The 18,566-nt window shown below is 66.3% G+C and carries 16 protein-coding genes; 6 read left to right on the top strand and 10 right to left on the bottom strand.

The window, feature by feature from the left end:
- Positions 1-12: 12 nt before the first annotated feature.
- Both AC1DYU_RS04600 and secG read right to left on the bottom strand, forming a co-directional pair.
- Positions 13-1,641 carry a CTP synthase gene (locus AC1DYU_RS04600; protein ID WP_476790595.1) on the bottom strand — a complete coding sequence of 543 codons (1,629 nt, stop codon included), beginning with the start codon at positions 1,639-1,641 and terminating at the stop codon, positions 13-15.
- A gap of 214 nt (positions 1,642-1,855) precedes the next feature.
- Positions 1,856-2,257 (bottom strand): preprotein translocase subunit SecG, encoded by a 402-nt coding sequence (gene secG, locus AC1DYU_RS04595; protein ID WP_158483863.1) that lies wholly within the window; start codon positions 2,255-2,257, stop codon positions 1,856-1,858.
- 221 nt (positions 2,258-2,478) lie between these two features.
- Between secG and AC1DYU_RS04590 the strand changes: the two genes are divergently transcribed.
- Entirely contained in the window at positions 2,479-2,751 is a 273-nt protein-coding gene (locus tag AC1DYU_RS04590) for a CopG family ribbon-helix-helix protein (RefSeq protein ID WP_476790594.1), read from the top strand.
- A complete protein-coding gene (locus AC1DYU_RS04585) occupies positions 2,739-3,035 on the top strand; it encodes a type II toxin-antitoxin system RelE/ParE family toxin (RefSeq protein ID WP_476790593.1) in 297 nt (98 codons plus the stop codon). The genes AC1DYU_RS04590 and AC1DYU_RS04585 overlap by 13 nt, the downstream gene beginning before the upstream one ends.
- Positions 3,036-3,056: 21 nt before the next feature.
- On the opposite strand, the gene tpiA is transcribed toward AC1DYU_RS04585, so the two are convergent.
- Complete coding sequence (gene tpiA, locus AC1DYU_RS04580) at positions 3,057-3,818, bottom strand: triose-phosphate isomerase (protein WP_476790592.1); 762 nt, start codon at positions 3,816-3,818, stop codon at positions 3,057-3,059.
- 225 nt (positions 3,819-4,043) lie between these two features.
- Here tpiA and AC1DYU_RS04575 point away from each other — a divergent pair, with 225 nt between their 5' ends.
- Positions 4,044-5,957: a SurA N-terminal domain-containing protein gene (locus AC1DYU_RS04575; protein ID WP_476790591.1), complete on the top strand. Its 1,914-nt coding sequence runs from the start codon at positions 4,044-4,046 to the stop codon at positions 5,955-5,957.
- A 2-nt stretch (positions 5,958-5,959) separates the two neighbouring features.
- The gene (trpE, locus tag AC1DYU_RS04570) at positions 5,960-7,510 is read left to right on the top strand and encodes an anthranilate synthase component I (RefSeq protein WP_476790590.1); all 1,551 of its coding nucleotides are present in this window, start codon (positions 5,960-5,962) and stop codon (positions 7,508-7,510) included.
- Between the two features lie 32 nt (positions 7,511-7,542).
- Here the strand turns inward: trpE and AC1DYU_RS04565 are convergent, their stop codons facing one another.
- Positions 7,543-8,133, bottom strand: a complete 591-nt coding sequence (locus tag AC1DYU_RS04565; RefSeq protein ID WP_476790589.1) for a TIGR00645 family protein — start codon at positions 8,131-8,133, stop codon at positions 7,543-7,545.
- Positions 8,134-8,379: 246 nt separating this feature from the next.
- On the opposite strand from AC1DYU_RS04565, the gene AC1DYU_RS04560 reads away from it, so the two are divergent.
- Entirely contained in the window at positions 8,380-8,835 is a 456-nt protein-coding gene (locus AC1DYU_RS04560; protein ID WP_476790588.1) for a BA14K family protein, read from the top strand.
- Between the two features lie 146 nt (positions 8,836-8,981).
- Positions 8,982-9,767 carry an exodeoxyribonuclease III gene (xth, locus tag AC1DYU_RS04555; protein WP_476790587.1) on the top strand — a complete coding sequence of 262 codons (786 nt, stop codon included), beginning with the start codon at positions 8,982-8,984 and terminating at the stop codon, positions 9,765-9,767.
- 9 nt (positions 9,768-9,776) lie between these two features.
- On the opposite strand, the gene AC1DYU_RS04550 is transcribed toward xth, so the two are convergent.
- The 6 genes from AC1DYU_RS04550 to AC1DYU_RS04525 all read right to left on the bottom strand — a co-directional run bounded on the left by AC1DYU_RS04550 (position 9,777) and on the right by AC1DYU_RS04525 (position 18,525).
- Positions 9,777-10,145: a hypothetical protein gene (locus AC1DYU_RS04550; RefSeq protein WP_476790586.1), complete on the bottom strand. Its 369-nt coding sequence runs from the start codon at positions 10,143-10,145 to the stop codon at positions 9,777-9,779.
- Positions 10,146-10,214: 69 nt separating this feature from the next.
- Complete coding sequence (locus tag AC1DYU_RS04545) at positions 10,215-11,159, bottom strand: tetratricopeptide repeat protein (RefSeq protein WP_476790585.1); 945 nt, start codon at positions 11,157-11,159, stop codon at positions 10,215-10,217.
- Positions 11,146-12,876: a dihydroxy-acid dehydratase gene (gene ilvD, locus AC1DYU_RS04540; protein WP_158483870.1), complete on the bottom strand. Its 1,731-nt coding sequence runs from the start codon at positions 12,874-12,876 to the stop codon at positions 11,146-11,148. Before ilvD ends, AC1DYU_RS04545 begins: the two co-directional genes overlap by 14 nt.
- A 294-nt stretch (positions 12,877-13,170) precedes the next feature.
- On the bottom strand, positions 13,171-13,752 hold the full coding sequence (locus AC1DYU_RS04535; RefSeq protein WP_476790584.1) for a YqaA family protein: 582 nt from the start codon (positions 13,750-13,752) through the stop codon (positions 13,171-13,173).
- A gap of 159 nt (positions 13,753-13,911) precedes the next feature.
- Positions 13,912-15,543 (bottom strand): alkaline phosphatase D family protein, encoded by a 1,632-nt coding sequence (locus tag AC1DYU_RS04530; RefSeq protein ID WP_476790583.1) that lies wholly within the window; start codon positions 15,541-15,543, stop codon positions 13,912-13,914.
- Between the two features lie 114 nt (positions 15,544-15,657).
- Complete coding sequence (locus tag AC1DYU_RS04525; RefSeq protein ID WP_476790582.1) at positions 15,658-18,525, bottom strand: valine--tRNA ligase; 2,868 nt, start codon at positions 18,523-18,525, stop codon at positions 15,658-15,660.
- Between the last annotated feature and the right edge of the window lie 41 nt (positions 18,526-18,566).

The following is an 18,566-nucleotide window of genomic DNA, read 5'->3' as shown; positions in this document are numbered from 1 at the left end:
CTTCCCCGCCGATCACACCAGCCGGCTCTGCACCACCGCCGCCTCGACGAAGCTCGCGAACAGTGGATGCGGCTCGAAGGGGCGCGACTTGAGCTCGGGGTGGTACTGCACGCCGATGAACCAGGGGTGGTCGGGGTACTCGATCGTCTCCGGCAAGAGCCCGTCCGGCGAGAGCCCGCAGAAGCTCATGCCCTGCGCCTCCAGCCGGTCGCGATAGCCCATGTTGACCTCGTAGCGGTGGCGATGGCGCTCCGAGATCTCGGTCGTGCCGTAGATCTTGGCGATCTTGGAGCCGGCGGCCAGCGTCGAGGCGTAGGCGCCAAGCCGCATGGTGCCGCCGAGATTGCCGTCGGCGGCGCGCTGCTCGATCTCGTTGCCGCGCATCCATTCGGTCATCAGGCCGACGACGGGTTCGTCGGTCGGGCCGAACTCGCTGGAGTTGGCGTTGGCGATCCCCGCAAGCGAGCGGGCGCCCTCGATCACCGCCATCTGCATGCCGAAGCAGATGCCGAAATAGGGCACCTTGCGCTGTCTTGCGAAGGTCGCCGCCTTGATCTTGCCCTCGGCGCCGCGATGGCCGAAGCCGCCGGGGACGAGGATGCCGTGGACGTGCTCGAGGAACGGCGTCGGGTCCTCCTTCTCGAAGACCTCCGACTCGATCCAGTCCAGGTTGACCTTGACCCGGTTGGCGATGCCGCCATGCATCAGCGCCTCGATGAGGGACTTATAGGCGTCCTTCATGCCGGTGTATTTGCCGACGATGGCGATGGTGACCTCGCCCTCGGGGTTCTTCACCCGCTCCGAGATGCGCCGCCAGTTCGAGATGTCGGGTTCCTGGCTGCCATCCATGCCGAAGGCGGCCAGAACCTCGTTGTCGAGCCCTTCCGCGTGATAGGACAAAGGCACGTCGTAGATCGAGGCGACGTCGCGGGCCTCGATCACCGCGGTCTCGCGGACGTTGCAGAACAGTGCGAGCTTGCGGCGCTCCTCGCGCGGGATCTCGCGGTCGGTGCGGCAGAGCAGGATGTCGGGCTGGATGCCGATCGAGCGCAACTCGGCGACCGAATGCTGCGTCGGCTTGGTCTTCAGCTCGCCTGCGGTCGGGATATAGGGCAGCAGCGTCAGGTGGATGAAGATGCACTGGCCGCGCGGAAGCTGCTGGCCGGTCTGGCGGATCGCCTCGAGGAAGGGCAGGCTCTCGATATCGCCGACCGTGCCGCCCACTTCGATCAGGACGAAATCATAGCCCTCATTGCCGTCGAGGATGAACTCCTTGATGGCATTGGTGACGTGCGGCACGACCTGAATCGTCGCGCCGAGATAGTCGCCGCGGCGCTCCTTGGTCAGGATGTCCATGTAGATGCGGCCGGTCGTGATGTTGTCGCCCCGGTTGCAGGGCCGGCCGGTGAAGCGCTCGTAATGACCGAGATCGAGATCGGTCTCGGCACCGTCATCGGTGACGAAGACCTCGCCATGCTGATACGGGCTCATCGTTCCCGGATCGACATTGAGATAGGGGTCGAGCTTGCGCAGACGGACCGTATGGCCACGCGCCTGCAGGAGAGCGGCCAGTGCCGCCGACGCCAGGCCCTTGCCCAGCGAAGACACCACGCCGCCGGTGATGAAAACATACCGCGTCATGGGTGGACACCTCTAAAGCCACGGGCTCGATTCGCTAAGTCCAACCGCGCAGCCCCGTCTTGCCCTGCACGCTTGTCCACAGGAGAGCGCAGCCATCCGGCTGACGCGCCCCACACAAAAGAGAAGGGCCGGTTTCCCGGCCCCTGCCAAGACTTGCTGCTTGGGCAAGTCCTTATCGCAAAAGTGAAAACCACTTTTGCGGGACGTGCCTTCGTCACTGCTGCGGCGCCGGAGCCGCCGGTGTCGGCGGTTGCGGTGTGCCGCTGGGCGCCTGCATCTGCCGGAGCTGGTCGAACACGCCGCCCGCATTGGGGGCGCTCGGGCCGGTCGGCGTGGCAGGTGCGCTGGTGCCGGGCGCGCCGTCGATGATCGAACGCTGGACGCGGCCGCGATTGGCCATCACCGCCAGGATGATCGAGGTCAGGAAGAAGGCGCCTGCGAGGATCGCCGTCGTGCGGGTCAGGGCGTTAGCCTGGCCGCGGCCGGTCATGAAGCCGCCGGCTCCGCCACCGCCCGAGCCCATGCCGAGCCCGCCGCCCTCGGAGCGCTGCAGCAGGACCACGCCGACGAGCGCGACCACGATGATCAGGTGGATGACGATGATGACGTTCTGCATGTTCTCGACAGACTGAGACGAAAGCTCTCGAAATGGGTATGGTGCCGGCCGCCGCCAAGGGCTGCCCGCACCAACGAGCCCGCGACGGGCCCCTATTCGGCGCGGCACATAGCATGGGTCATGGCGCTGTGCCACCCCAGGATTTCGCACCGCGGCTTTCGGCGTGCGTTTGAGGTGAGATCGCATTAGATTGAAGCGATCGAAGCCAAGGAAGCCCAGCGATGCCGATCGGTTCTCTTACCGTCGTGACGCTCGATCCCGTGACCGACGACAGGGTACGGCGTCTCGCCTCGACCAAGCAGCTCAGCGCCGAAAGCCTGATCCGTGAAGCGATCGAGCAATATGTGACACGCGAGGAGACACGCCAGCAGGTTGTCACGGCCTGGGATGAGTATCGAGCGACTGGCTTGCATGCGACTGCCGAGGAGGCCGACGCCTGGCTGGCGAAGCTCGAGGATGGCGAGGATGCCGCCCCGCCCGCATGCCACGCCTGATCTGGTCACCGGCCGCTTTGCGCGATGTTGAGCGGCTGCACCGTTTTCTTGCCTCCAAGAATCGTCCGGCAGCCCAGCGTGCGATCAAGGCGATTCGTCGCGGTGTCAGATTGCTGGCCGATCATCCGCAGGCAGGACGCGCCGCCGCCGAGATGCCGGCTGAGTTTCGCGAATGGCCGATTGCCTTCGGAAGCGGCGGTTATCTCGCACTCTACCGTCAGGACGGCGAAACGGTGGTGATCCTTGCGGTTCGCCACAGTCGCGAAGGCGACTACGCAGGCTAGCTCATACCGCTGGGCGCCCGGTCAGGCGCAAGCCCGCGCGATCGCCAGAAACTCCTCGGCCTTGAGGCTGGCGCCGCCGACGAGCGCGCCGTCGACATTGGCGACGTTCATCAGTTCGACCGCGTTCGACGGCTTGACCGAGCCGCCATAAAGCAGCCGCACGCCCGCCGCGGCGGCCTTGCCGAGGAGGCGACCGAGTTCGGCGCGGATCGCTTCGTGCATCTCCGCGACATCGGCAGCGGTCGGGGTCAGCCCGGTGCCGATGGCCCAGACCGGCTCATAGGCGACGACGAGCGTCGCGGCGGTCGCGCCGTCCGGGACGGACCCGCGCAACTGCTTCTTCACGACGGTCAGAGCCTTGCCGGCCTCGCGCTCGTCCCTGGTCTCGCCGACACAGACGATCGGCACCAGCAGGGCCTTCTGCGCCGCTTCCGCCTTGGCCTTCACAGTGGCGTTGCTCTCGCCATGCAGGGTGCGGCGCTCGGAATGGCCGACGATGGCGAAGCTCGCGCCGGCATCCGCGAGCATCGCGGCCGAGATCTCGCCGGTGAAAGCGCCGGAGCCTTGCATGCTGCAATCCTGGCCGCCGGTCGCGATGCGCGAGCCGACCAGGACGACGCTCGCCGTCATGAGCAGGGAGGCCGGCGGGCAGATCGCCAGATCGACCGCCGCCTTCAGCCCGGCGTCATATCCCTTGGCGACCTCGCTCGCGATGACGATGTCGGCCTTCATGCCGTTCATCTTCCAGTTGCCGGCTACCAGCGGCCTGATGCTGCGCGTCACGTCGATCCTCCCAAAATGGCTGCTCCGGCTCTAGCAATGCCCGCACCACGCCGCAATCTCCGAGAAAAAGCGACTTGCTCCGAGAAAAAGCAATTTGCGCGCGCGCCGAACACGAATCCGCACAGGCGATTGCGGCTTGGCGCTCCGGTTCCTATAAGCAGCGCCGAACAAAACCGGCGACGGCGACCTCGGCGCCGCGTCAGGCTCAAGGAAAGATACCTCCCAATGATGATGCAGGGCATCCGCAAGGCGGGCCAGAGCTTGATCGGCAAGCTCATCATCTTCGTCATGTTCGGCTTTCTGATCCTGTCGTTCGCGATCTGGGGCATCGGCGATATCTTCCAGGGCTATGGCCGCAACTCCGTGGCGCGCGTCGGCAAGGCCGAGATCGGCCTCGAACAGATGCGCACCGCCTTCCAGAACGACGTCCAGGCGCTGACGCGCCAGCAGCGCCGGCAGATCACGCCCGATATGGCCCGCGCGATCGGCCTCGACCGGCAGGCACTGTCGCGCCTCGTGACGGAATCGGTGCTCGACCAGACGGCGCAGGGGATGCGGCTCGCGGTTTCCGACGAGACCATCCGCAACCTGATCTTCGACGATCCAACGTTCCGCGACGCTTCGGGTGCGTTCTCGGCAGCTCGCTTCAACGAATTGCTGCGCTCGAATTCCTTTACGGAGCAGAGCTATGTCCGCGAGCAGCGCGCCACGATCCTGCGCCAGCAGATCGCCGAAATGGTCGTCGGCTCGGTGCTGGCGCCCGGCGCGCTGCAGGAACTCGGCCACCGCCTGCGCAACGAGCGCCGCAGCGTGACCTTCGCGCGGCTGGCGCCCAGCGTCGCCGGCGAAATCGCCGCGCCAACCGAAGCGCAGCTCAAGACCTTCTTCGACGAGCGCAAGGGCGCCTTCCGCGCACCCGAGCAGCGCACCGCCGAGATTCTCGCGATCTCGGCTGAGACGCTCGCCGATGCCGGAGCGATCAGCGAGGCCGATGCCAAGGCGCGTTATGAGCAGACCAAGGCGCAGCGCTTCACCACGGCCGAGACCCGCACGATCCAGCAGATCACCTTCCCCACTGCCGAGGAGGCCCAGGCCGCCAAGGCGCGCATCGACGCCGGCGAAACCTTCGAGGCCATCGCCACGGCGCGCAATGTCGCCGATGCCGACCTGACTCTGGGCACCTTCACCCGTCCGCAGGTCTTCGATCCCGTCGTGCGCGAGGCCGCCTTCGCGCTCGCACAGGGCGCGGTCAGCGCGCCGGTCACCAGCGCCTTCGGGCCCGTGCTGCTGCGCGTCAGCGTGATCCAGCCCGAAGCCGTCCGCGCTTTCGACGAGGTCGCGGCCGAAGTCCGGGCCGAGCTCGCCACCAGCCGCGCGGCGAGCCGGATCACCGAGATTCACGACAAGGTCGAGGACCAGCGCGCCGCGGCCAAGCCGCTGGCCGAAATCGCCAAGGAGCTGAACCTGCCGCTGCGCAGCGTCGGCCCGGTCGACAACGCCCTGCGCCGCCCCGACGGGACGGTGGAGCAGCCGCTGCCGGGCGGCGACCCGACCGTCCAGGCAATCTTCCGCTCCGATGTCGGCGTCGACAGCGAGGCGATCCGCTTGGCCCGCGACAGCGGCTATGTCTGGTACGACGTCAAGACGATCGCCCCGGCCCGCGACCAGAGCTTCGACGAGGTCAAGGCGCAGGTCGAGGCACAGTGGCGCGCCGACGAGGTCGCGACGCGGCTCTCCGCGAAGGCGCGCGAACTGGTCGAGCGGCTCGACAAGGGCGAGGCCTTCGATGCGGTCGCGGCCTCGGCCGGCCTGACCACCGAGCAGGCGAGCGAGATCGGCCGCCAGGAACAGCGCCCCGACCTCCCCGCGAACGTCATCACGCTGATCTTCGGCACGGTTGCCGGCAAGAGCGCGTCGGCCGCGGTACCCGGTGGCGGTCGCATCCTGTTCAAGGTCGATGCCGCGACCGTGCCGAGCTATGCCCGCACGACGCAGGAGGCCGATAATTTCGCCCGCCAGCTCGGTGCCAGCGTCAGCGAGGACATCCTCGCCCAGTATGTCGGCCAGCGGCAGAAGGAGCTCGGCGTCGCGATCAACGAGACCGCCTTCCGCAATGCCACCGGCGGCGCGCAGAACTGACGATGACCTTGGCGCAGGATCACGACGGCTTCGCGACCGCCTATGAGGCCGGCACGCCGCAATTGCTGCGGCAGGTGCTGGTCGGCGATTGCGAAACGCCGGTCGCCGCCTTCCTGAAGCTGCGCCACGCCACGACGGGCCCGGCCTTCCTGCTCGAATCGGTCGAGGGTGGGTCCGTGCGCGGGCGCTATTCGATGATCGGCCTGGAGCCGGATCTGATCTGGCGCTGCCATCACGGCGAGGCCTCGGTGTGCCGTCCGGCGCTAGGCGATGCCTTCCTGGTTGATCCGCGACCGGCCTTCGAGAGCCTGCGTGCCTTGCTCGACGAGAGCGCGATCCCCGAGGGCGATGCGCTTGCCGGCGGCCAGGCCCCGCCCGGAGGAGAAGAGCTGCCGCCGATGGCGGCTGGCGTGTTCGGCTATCTCGGCTACGACATGGTCCGTTTGATGGAGCGGTTGCCGGAGCCCAAGGAGACCGGCACGGGCGTGCCCGATGCGATCCTGACGCGGCCGACGCTGATGGTGGTGTTCGATTCGGTGCGCGACGAGATCCATGTCGTGACGCCGGTGCGCCATCAGCCGGGCGTTCCGGCGCGCGCGGCCCATGAGCGGGCGCTGGAGCGGCTTGACGCCGTGGTGCGGGCGCTCGAAGGCCCCCTGCCCCAGGAAGCCGCGATCGACATCGCAAATCTCCCCGATCCGGACATCGTCTCGAACACGACCGAGGCGGAATTCCACGCCATGGTCGCCACCGCGCAGGATTACATCCGCGCCGGCGACATCTTCCAGGTCGTGCTGTCGCAGCGCTTCGAGGCGCCGTTTCAGCTTCCGCCTTTCGCGCTCTACCGGGCGCTGCGGCGGGTCAATCCGGCGCCGTTCCTGTGCTATCTCGACTTCGCCGATTTCCAGATCGTCTGTTCGAGCCCGGAAATTCTGGTCCGGCTGCGCGACGACACCGTTACCATTCGCCCGATCGCCGGGACGCGCCGTCGCGGCGCCACCCCGGCGGAAGACGAGGCGCTGGCGCAGGAGCTGCTCGCCGACCCCAAGGAGCGCGCCGAGCATCTGATGCTGCTCGACCTCGGCCGCAACGATGTCGGCCGCGTTGCGAAGATCGGCACGGTGAAGGTCACCGATTCCTTCTTCATCGAGCGCTACAGCCAGGTCATGCACATCGTCTCGAATGTCGAGGGTGAGATCGATCCGCGCCATGACGCGCTGGCGGCGTTGTCGGCCGGCTTCCCCGCCGGGACGGTCTCGGGCGCGCCGAAGGTTCGCGCGATGGAGATCATCGACGAACTCGAGCATGATGCGCGCGGCGCCTATGGCGGCTGCGTCGGCTATTTCGGCGCGAGCGGCGAGATGGACACCTGCATCGTGCTGCGCACGGCCGTGGTCAAGGACGGGCGCATGCATGTCCAGGCCGGCGCCGGGATCGTCTATGATTCGAACCCGGCCTCCGAGCAGGCCGAATGCGTCAACAAGGCCAAGGCGCTGTTCAAGGCCGCCGAAGAGGCGATCCGCTTCGCCGCAAGAGCCGGTCGGGGGCAGTAGTCCCCTGCCCGCCCACCGGAGCCGCAATGGCCTCAGTGGCTCTTGCTTGTCGGCGCCCCCATCCTGTCGACCCAGGCGATGCCGATCGCCGACAGGATGAAGACGACATGGATCGTCGTCTGCAGGATGACGCCGGTCACGGTGTACTCCGTGGCGCGGGCGGTGCTGCCGATATTGCCCGCCTCGATGAAGGTCCGCAGCAGGTGGATCGACGAGATGCCGATGATCGCCATGGCGAGCTTGATCTTGAGCACGCTCGCATTGACGTGGCTCAGCCATTCCGGCTGGTCGGGGTGGTCTTCCAGCCGCAGCCGCGAGACGAAGGTCTCATAGCCGCCGACGATGACCATGATCAGCAGGTTGGAGATCATCACCACGTCGATCAGCCCGAGCACGACCAGCATGATCTGCTGCTCGGAGAAGTTGAAGGCGTGGGTGATGAGGTGCCAAAGCTCCTTCAGAAACAGGAAGACATAGACGCATTGCGCCACGATCAGCCCGAGATAGAGCGGCAATTGCAGCCAGCGCGAGCCGAAGATGATCATCGGTAGCGGCCTTAGCGCCCTGACAATGGCGGGCTCGGCGGTCGTGTCGCGAGGATCCGTCTCGGCAGGATGCGACATTGGGCGATCAAGTCCTTCGAACGAATGATGCAGTGCAAAATATGTCGAGGCTAGATGGGGCGCCAGCCGCCATCGTGCAACCGCCGACAAAAAAAGTATCCGATGGCGTGCCGTGGGCTGCATGACGACGAAATTTTGACGCTATCGTGCGTCAGGCTTTCATCATTACGGCGTAACGGCTACGCTTGGAGATCATCAGAGGAACGCGCAAGCTTCCTCTCGCATCGGAGAGGAAAGGATTTTCCCATGATCAAAACTCCCATGATCAAGACCTTGACCATTGCCGCGGCTCTCGTCGGTGGCGCGTTGATGGCTGTGCCTGCCAGCGCTGCGCCCATCGGTGCGGCCTCCGGCCCCGCCATGTCGCTTTCGACCAGCGGCAACGATCTGATCGAGACCGTGCAGTATCGCCGCTACGGCCCGGGCTACGGCTATCGTGGCGGATACTATCGCGGTGGACGTGGCGCAGCAGTCGGCGCCGGCATCGCTGCGGGCGTGATCGGCGGCGCTCTCGCTGCCGGCGCACTCGCCGGTCCGCGCTATGTCGAGCCGGCTCCGATCTATGGCGCACCGGTTCGCGCCTATGGTTATGGCGAATCGGACGTCGATGCCGTCGCCTACTGCTCGCGCCGCTTCCGCAGCTACGACCCCGAGACCGGCACTTATATCGGCTCCGGCGGCGTGGTTCGGTCCTGCCCCTGATAGGCAGCCTGCCCTGACGTGCTTGCTGCCCCTGACATGGCCTGACCGCAAGGACAGGCAAGCCTCTCCGCAGCGATGCGGGGAGGTTTTTCTTTGCGGCTGAAAGCGCCTATCTTCGCGGCGCATATCCGACCTGGAGCAGCCCCTTGCGTATCGCCACCTGGAACGTCAATTCCGTCCGCCAGCGGCTCGGCCATCTGCTCGATGTCCTGAAGGAGGCCGAGCCGGATGCGCTCTGCCTGCAGGAGATCAAATGCGTCGATGCCGATTTCCCGCGCGCCGAGATCGAGGAGGCCGGCTGGCAGGTCGAGACGCATGGCCAGAAGGGCTTCAACGGCGTCGCCATCATCACGCGGAGGAAGCTGGAGGATGTCCGGCGCGGCCTGCCCGGGGATGATGGCGACGAGCAGGCGCGCTATCTCGAGGGCGTGCTGCCGCTGGGCAACGGCGTCGTGCGCCTCGCCTCGATCTACCTGCCCAATGGCAATCCGCCCAATACCGAAAAATACCCCTACAAGCTCGGCTGGATGAGGCGCCTGACCGCGCATGCGCAGATGCTGCTCGCGTTGGAGGAGCCGCTGGTGCTGGCGGGCGACTACAACGTCATCCCCGAGCCGCGTGATGCGCGCGACCCCGCCGCCTGGGTCTCGGACGCGCTGTTCCTGCCGCAGACGCGCGCTGCCTTTCGGGAGCTCACCAATCTTGGCCTGACCGAGGCACTGCGCGCCACCAGCGATGCCACCGGCCTCTACACCTTCTGGGACTATCAGGCCGGCGCCTGGCAGCGGAACAACGGCATCCGCATCGACCATCTGCTGCTCTCGCCGCAGGCGGCCGACAGGCTCTCGGGCGTACAGATCGTCAAGCATGTCCGCGGCTGGGAGAAGCCGTCCGACCATGTGCCGGTGATGGTGGACCTCAAGGCCGCCTGATCCTTCCGGCTATTCCCCGGAGCCGCGCTTCACGCCGCCCTTGATGAAGACACGAAACGGCGTCGTTCCGGTCGCGCTGCCATCGGCCGAGGTCCAACGGCCATTGCTGCAGAGCACGCCACCCTGCGTCTCGATTGCGTCGAAGACGATGCTGTTGCGATAGGTCGTGCCGTTGGGCTCGATGGCGCGGAATTTTGTCGTGCACTGCCCGCCCGAGACCACGGGATCGTAGTCGTGGATCATGATTCCGCCGCCGCCCGTGCTGGGGAAAGGGTCGGCGAGGACCGGCCAGGATTCGTAATTGTCCTGTGCCGTGGCGAAGCCCCCGGTGAGGAGCGCGAGCGCGGCGCAGCAGCTGAGTGAGATGATCTTGCACATCGAACGGACCCCTGTGGTTCTGTTCAGGGTACCGCTGACGCGAAGCTGCGGATGCAGATGGGGTGCCGATCAGCGCTGCGGTGTGCGCGAGCCTGCGACCTGCTGACGCTCGATCAGCGCGAGCGCGGCCGTTCGGTCACTCGCCGAGGCCGATGAGAAGGCCGTGTCGTGCCGCTCGATGATCCAGGCGTCGCGCCCGGGATCGGCGCTCTCGCGGGCGAGCGACAGCCACATCAACCCGAGGATGGGCTGGCGCGGCAAGCCTTCGCCGCCACGCAGCAGCAGGTCTCCGAAGACGGCGCGCGCCGGAGCGTAGCCCTTCTCGGCCGACAGCTTCATCCAGCGCGCCGCCTGCCTCGCATCGCGGCGGGTGCCTTGGCCGTTCATGTAGAGCCGACCGAGATTGTACTGGCCTTCCGGGTCGCCGAAATAGGAGGCGGCGTAATGGAACATGTCGAAGGCACGGTCGATATTGGGCTTCACATAGCTGCCCTTGATGCCGTCCATGAAATAGCCGCCGAGCGCCACGAAGGCACCGCCGACAATGCGGCCATCGGCGGTGCCGGGGGTGGCGTCGGCATTCTCGTCCGCGATCTTCGAGAAATACTCGAAGGCCTTGAGATCATTGGTCGGAACGCCCTCGCCGCCGGCATACATCCGGCCGAGCTTGAACTGCGCTGTGAGGTGTCCCTGGGCAGCCGCATATTCGAGGGCGCGCACGGCACCGGCCTGGTCGCCGGCGGTCGAATCGCGCATCCAGGCCTTGATCGCGTCGCGGGCACTGCTGAACGGCGCGAGCGGCAGGGCGGTGTGGGCTGCGGGTGCGTTCGGCGCCGGCGCGATGGTCGCGGTGCCGGGAGCGACGGACGGTGCGCCTTCCGGCTCAGGCAAGGCGATGCCCGGGATCGGGCGGGGCGGAATCGGGCCACGACTCACAGCATCCTGCGCCCAGGCGGCCTGCAGGCCGCCCAGGACGAGGATGAATGCTGCGATCGTGGCGTCAGATATCCGCATAGCAATGAGTCTCGGCCGCGCCTCCAGGGTGGGTCACGGCTCCCCCCTTGGCGGAGCCGACCGTCTGCGCGTATTTCCAGAGCGCGCCCGAGTTGTAATCGGTCTTGCGCGGCTTCCAGGCCGCACGACGCTCCTGAAGTTCGGCATCAGAAAGGCGGACTGCGAGCTTTCCTGTGATGGCATCGAGCTCGATGATGTCGCCGTCGCGGATCAGGCCGATCGGGCCGCCCACGGCGGCTTCAGGCCCGACATGACCGACGCAGAAGCCCCGCGTCGCGCCGGAGAAGCGACCATCGGTGATGAGCGCGACCTTGTCGCCCATACCCTGCCCGTAGAGGGCGGCCGTGGTCGAGAGCATCTCGCGCATGCCGGGTCCGCCCTTGGGGCCTTCATAGCGGATGACGAGCACGTCGCCGACCTTGTAGCCGCGCTGGCTGACGCAAGCGAAGGCGTCCTCCTCGCAGTCGAAGCAGCGCGCCGGGCCGGTGAAGGTCAGCTGCTCGGTGGTCATGCCGGCGATCTTCACGATCGCGCCCTCGGGCGCCAGATTGCCCTCGAGCCCGACCACGCCGCCATTGTCGGACAGCGGCTTGTTGGCGGGGCGGATGACGTCCTGTTCGTCGTTCCATTTCACCGAGGCGAGGTTCTCGGCGATGGTGCGGCCGGTCACCGTCATGCAGTCGCCATGCAGGAAGCCGTGGTCGAGCAGCGTCTTCATCAAGAGCGGGATGCCGCCGACCTCGAACATGTCCTTGGCGACGTATTTTCCGCCCGGCTTCAGATCGGCGATGTAGGGGGTCTTCTTGAAGATCTCGGCGACGGCGAAGAGATCGAAATCGATGCCGCATTCATGCGCGATCGCCGGCAGATGCAGCGCGCCATTGGTCGAGCCGCCCGACGCCGCCACGACCATCGCGGCGTTCTCCAGCGCCTTGCGGGTGACGATGTCGCGCGGACGGATGTTGCGGGCGATCAGCTCCATCACCATCTCGCCGGCCGTGTAGCAGAAGGTGTCGCGCACGTCGTAGGGCGCCGGCGCGCCGCAGGAATAGGGCAGCGCCAGGCCGATCGCCTCGGCGACGGTCGCCATGGTGTTGGCGGTGAACTGCGCGCCGCAGGAGCCAGCGGACGGGCAGGCCGCCTCCTCCAGTTCCTTCAAATCCTCATCGGACATGGCGCCGACCGAATGCTTGCCGACGGCCTCGAAGACGTCCTGGACGGTGACGGGCTTGCCCTTGAAGGTGCCGGGCAGGATCGAGCCGCCATAGATGAAGATCGACGGCACGTTGAGGCGCACCATCGCCATCATCATGCCCGGCAGCGACTTGTCGCAGCCGGCCAGGCCGACGAGCGCGTCATAGCAATGGCCGCGCATGGTCAGCTCGACCGAGTCGGCGATGCATTCGCGCGAGGCGAGCGAGGACTTCATGCCCTGATGGCCCATGGCGATGCCGTCGGTCACGGTGATCGTGCAGAATTCGCGTGGCGTGCCCTGGGCCGAGGCGACGCCCTTCTTGACCGCCTGGGCCTGACGCATCAACGAGATGTTGCAGGGAGCAGCCTCGTTCCAGCAGGAGGCGACGCCGACGAAGGGCTGCGAAATCTGGCGGGCGGTCATGCCCATGGCGTAGTAATAGGAGCGGTGCGGAGCCCGGGCCGGGCCGACGCTCACATGCCGGCTGGGAAGCCTGGACTTGTCGAAAACACGCGCATCCATCGTCTTTTTCCTCGTTCCACCCTGCGCTTTGACGCGCGCGGCAGATGTGCCACGCAGCTCAAGCCGGGCGCAACGCTACACCCTCCTGCCCTGTAGGGGCCGAACCGGCTCCGGCGCCCGCGAGACAGACTTTAATTCCTCTATATCTCAGAGACTTATCGCGCATCTTTGCTGGGCGCGCTTTGTGGCGGCATCGCGGCAATTCCAGCAGCGCAGGGCGAGGTCGGCGCAATCCATCAAACTGTTGCGCCGATGTCACAAACGCCACTGACCGAAGCCCGCGAGTTGATCGCCTCAGAGCACCATCGGCAGGACGAAGAAGCCGCCGATCACCACCACCGCCAGCGCCAGCGCCGTCATCGGCAGGTGCTTCTCGATGAAGATACGGATGTCGTCGCCATAGAAGCGCAGCGCCACCGCGATCATCATGAAGAAGGTCACCCGGGAGACGACCATGCCGATGGTGAACTTCCAGATGTCGAAATGCAGGAAGCCCGACATGATCGTCACGATCTTGAACGGGATCGGCGTCAGCCCCTTGGTGACCAGGACCCAGAACCAGTAATCCTGCGAGGTGGCGATCAGGCTCGCCGCCTTCTCCTGCAGGCCATAGAGCGAGATCAGCCAGGAGCCGACCGAGTCGTAGAGCAGCGCGCCGATGGCGTAGCCGAGATAGCCGCCGAGGATGGCGCCGAGCGAACAGACGCCGGCATAGAACCAGGCCCGGTCGGGCCTGGCGATGCACATCGGCAGGAGCAGCGGCAGAGGCGGCAGAGGGCTGAACGAGCTTTCGACGAAAGTCAGCGCGAAAAGCAGCCACGGGGCGCCGGGGTGCGATGCATAGGAAACGCACCAATCATAGGCTCGCTTGAGCATGGTGTGGAAACAACCGGTCCTGGGTTAGCGGCATCAAGGCGCATGGCAGCTCTGCGCCTGGCGCATTTAACCGTGTCGGCGGGAGATTGCCAGAGTTGTCTTACGCTAAGGTCAATTTGAAGACGGAGTCGTGACCGGATGCAGGCGCGGCCGGATGTCTCAGGCTGGCCGCAGGCCCGGCTTTCCTGCCTCGACGATGAAGCTCGCCTTGGTCGCAACCTCAGCGCCCGCCTGCGTGACGCGCTCCAGGAGGCGGTAATCGGCCTGCCAGTGCTCCCTGCCCACAATGTGGCGCATGTAGCCGCGCTGATTGTTGAAATAGCGAATATGGGGATTCTTCTGGAGGCCGACCCTGCCGGCCCGTGTCGTCGCCGCGCCATCGCCTCCCGAGGAGATCGAGGTCGCGACGAATTCGACGCCGACCGTCGTTGATGCCGGATCGTCGAAGTTGGCCTTCAGCTCACCGGCCCAGTTCTGGTGAATGTCGCCCGTCAGGACGACCGCATTGGCGATCCGCGCCTGCGTCAACCCGTCGAACAGGCGCTGCCTTGCTGCAGCCGTGCCGTCCCATTTGTCCATGTGGTAGCTGACGCTGCCAGGCTCCGGAGCGTTGTCACGCCGCATCATCATCACCTGCTGCGCCAGCACGGTCCAGCGCGCCTGCGGCAGGCGGAAGCCCTCGGTGAGCCAAGCCTCTTGCGCCGGGCCGAGCATGCTCTTTTCCGGCTTCAGCGCGTCAGTGCAATGCGCCTGCCAGCCGTCACCACAAGGCTGGTCGCTGCGGAACTGGCGCGTGTCGAGCACATCAATCTGGGCGAGATCGCCGTAGCGGAAGCGGCGATAGGCCTGGATCGCCGGGCCATTGGGCCGCGAGCTTTGCCGCAGCGGCATATGCTCGTACCAGGCCTGGAAGCCCGCGGCCCGGCGCAGCGCAAAAATCTCGGGCGGCACGCCTGCCTCCTCCGAGATGAAGCCGGCCCAGTTGTTGTCGATCTCGTGGTCGTCGAACGAAACCAGCCAGGGCGCCGAGGCATGGGCGGCCTGGAGATCGGGGTCGAGCTTGTAGAGCGCATAGCGGCGGCGATAGTCGGACAGCGCGTAGATCTCGTCGGGCTCGCCGGGCATCACCCGGGCGACGGGCAACGGGCGATCGCCCGGCCGGATCGTGCGGTACTCGTAGATGTAGTCGCCATAATGATAGATAAAATCGAAGCGCTCCTCCGCGACGTGGCGGAAGGCGGTGAAGAAGCCGTCCTCATAGCGCTGGCAGCCGAGCACGCCGAAATTCATCCGCTCGACGGCTGCCCCGGCCGCAGGAAAGGTCCGGCTGCGTCCGGTTGCGCTGCGCACGCCGCCGCAGGTGAAGCGGTAGAAATAGAAGCGATCCGGTTGAAGACCGGCCACCTCGACATGGACGGCATGGCCGAGTTCAGGCCGCGCCAGCCCGGTGCCGCGCTGGACGACCCGTGCAAAAGCATCGTCCTCGGCAACCTCCCAAGCGACCTCGACGGCCCGCATCGGCATGCCGCCATGCTCCGCCAAGGGTTCGGGGGCGAGCTTCGTCCAGATCACGAAGCCGTCCGCTGCCGGATCGCCCGAGGCGATGCCGAGCGAGAACGGATCGGCCGCGAAGAGCGGGTTGGCCCAGAGCCGCTGCGCCCGGGCCTGCCCGCCGCCCAGCAGCAGCCCCGAGGCGGCGAGCCCCTTCAGCAGCAGGCGGCGCGAGGGTGTGCCAATTGCCGTGACGAAGTCATCGGGATCGAAGCGGCCGAAGGCGTCGCGGCGAAACATGGCGGTCTAAGCCCTTCTCGGGCCGAGCAGTTCAATCTCAGCCAATATCTCAAGCAGGTTTCCGTCCACAGTCTCTGTTGCCTGCCTCAGCTTTCGCGCTTTCCTACAACCACCCTATGACAGTCGTGCCAGCGCTTCGGCGATCTTGATCTTGCGGGCTTCCGCCGCCGCCTTCCGCTCGCGGTTCTCCTCGACGATCTCGTCGGGAGCGCGGGCCATGAAATCGGGGTTGCCGAGCTTCTTGTCGACGACCGCGATGTCCTGGTCGAGCTTGGCCATCTCCTTGGTCAGGCGGGTGCGCTCGACCTCGAGATCGATGATGCCGGCGAGCGGCAGCGCCGCGACCTCGCCGCGCACGATGATCTGCGCCGATTGCGGCGGCGATGCCGACTCGAAGGCGATCTCCGAGATGCGCGCGAGGCGCTCGATCATCGGGCGCCAGCTCTCGATCGTGGCGCGCGTCGCGGCCGACGCGTTGATGAGGACCAGCGGCGCCTGCGTCCCGGCCGGGACATTGACCTCGGAGCGCACCGAGCGGATGTCGGAGATCAGATCGACGACGAAGCCGATCTCGGCCTCCGCCGCCGTGTCCTTGAGCGCCGCTAGATCGGGCCAGCGCGTCAGGCAGACGAGCGCATCGTCGCCCGCCTTCAGGACGCGCGGAGCGCCCTCGCCTGCCTTCTGCGCCCAGAGCTCTTCGGTGAGGAAGGGCATGAAGGGGTGGAGCAGCTGGCAGATCAGGTCGATGACATGCGCGACTGTGGCCTGGGTCTCGGCCTTCTCGGCGGGATCGACGCCCTCGCCCTGCAGCACCGGCTTGGCGAGTTCGAGATACCAGTCGCAGAACTGGTTCCAGACGAAGCGATAGGCGGCGCCCGCCGCCTCGTTGAAGCGGAAGGTCGGGATGCCGGCAGCGATCTCCTCGGCCGCGGTGGCGGCCTCGCTGAGGATCCAGCGGTTGAGCGGCTGCTTCACGGCGGCCGGATCGAAGCCCTCGGCGCGAGCGCAGCCGTTCAGCTCGGCGAAGCGGGCCGCGTTCCAGATCTTGGTCGCGAAGTTGCGGTAGCCTTCGACGCGGGCGGTCGAGAGCTTGATGTCGCGTCCCTGCGCCGCCATCGCCGAGAGTGTGAAGCGCAGCGCATCGGCGCCGTACTGGTCGACCAGCACCAGCGGATCGATGACGTTGCCCTTCGACTTCGACATCTTCGCGCCCTTCTCGTCGCGAACGATGGCGTGGATGTAGACCTCGCGGAACGGCACCTCGTCCATGAAGTTGAGGCCCATCATCATCATCCGGGCGACCCAGAAGAAGATGATGTCGAAGGCGGTGACGAGGGTTGCCGTCGGGTAGTAGCGCTTCAGCTCGCTGGTCTCGTCGGGCCAGCCCAGCGTCGAGAACGGCCAGAGTGCCGAGGAGAACCACGTGTCGAGCACGTCCTCGTCGCGCGTGAGTTCGACCGCGCCGCCGTAATGGCCGAGCGCGAGCGCCTGCGCGGCGGCTTCCGACTCGGCAACGAAGCATTCCCCGTCCGGCCCGTACCAGGCCGGAATCTGATGGCCCCACCACAGCTGCCGCGAAACGCACCAAGGCTCGATGTTCTCGAGCCAGTCATAATAGACCTTGGTCCAGTTCTCGGGCGTGAACTTGGTGCGGCCGTCCTGCACCGCCTTCAGGGCGCGGTTGGCGAGCGGCTTGACGTCGACATACCACTGGAGCGTCAGCCAGGGCTCGATCACGACATCCGATCGGTCGCCGTGGGGAACCGTGTGTGCGTGCGGCTCGATCTTGGCGAGGAAGCCGCGTTCCGCCATCATTGCAACAACCGCCTTGCGGGCGGCGAAGCGGTCGAGGCCATGCAGATTCTCAGGAATCTGTTCACTGACGGAATCGCCAATGATCGGCTCGTCCGCCAGTTGGACTTGAGCACTACTTTTTTGGAAGCTGTAGTCCTGCCACGAACTTGAAATAACCCGCGCTTCGCTATCGAAGATGTTGATGACGGCGAGCTTGTGGCGCTTGCCGACCTCGAAATCGTTGAAATCATGCGCTGGCGTGATCTTGACCGCGCCGGTGCCCTTCTCGGGATCCGCATAATCGTCGCCGAAGATCGGAATGACGCGGCCGACCAGCGGCAGGACGACATTCTTCCCGATCAAGTGGCCGAGCGTCTCGTTTTCCGGATGCACCGCGACGCCGGTGTCGCCCAGCATCGTCTCCGGCCGCGTCGTCGCGACCGTGATGAAGGTCGAGACATCGTCGGCGTCGTAGGCGATGCCTTCGAGCGGATAGTTGAAATAGTAGAGGTGCCCGCCCGGGTCCTTGGTCAGGACCTTGTCGAGCTTGGCGGCATCGAAAGCCTCCTCGCCGCCGCGCTGCCATTTGAACGAGCCGGATTTCTCGACCTGGACGACCTCGAGGTCCGAGATCGCGGTCTGGAACTTCGGATCCCAGTTCACCAGCCGCTTGGCGCGGTAGATCAGGCCCTGTTTGTGCAGCCCGACGAAGACCTTGAGCACGGCGGCGCTCAGGCCCTCATCCATGGTGAAGCGCTCGCGCGACCAGTCGCAGGAGGCGCCGAGACGCTTCAGCTGATTGACGATCGTCCCGCCGGATTCCTCCTTCCAGCGCCAGACCTCTTCGAGGAAGGCCTCGCGGCCCATCGTCCGGCGGTCGGTCTTGTTCTCGGCGGCCAGCCTGCGCTCGACGACCATCTGCGTGGCGATGCCGGCATGATCGGTGCCGGGTTGCCAGAGCACGTCCTTGCCGCGCATGCGCTCGAAGCGGCAGAGCACGTCCTGCAGCGTGTTGTTGAGCGCGTGGCCCATATGCAGCGAGCCGGTGACGTTGGGCGGCGGGATCACGATGCAATAGGGCTCGGCCCCCGGCTCTGCGCCGCGGCCGGCGGCGAAGGCGTTCGCCTCCTCCCAGGCCTTGCTGATGCGCGCCTCGACGGCCGCCGGCTCGAATGTCTTGTCCATCATCGCTTCGCTCGAACGCAAAACGGCCGGGGTCATGCCCCGGC

Source organism: Allobosea sp. P2_B12 (assembly GCF_056404835.1).
Note: the sequence above shows the minus strand (reverse complement) of the source record. Positions and strands in the feature narration are given on the sequence as shown.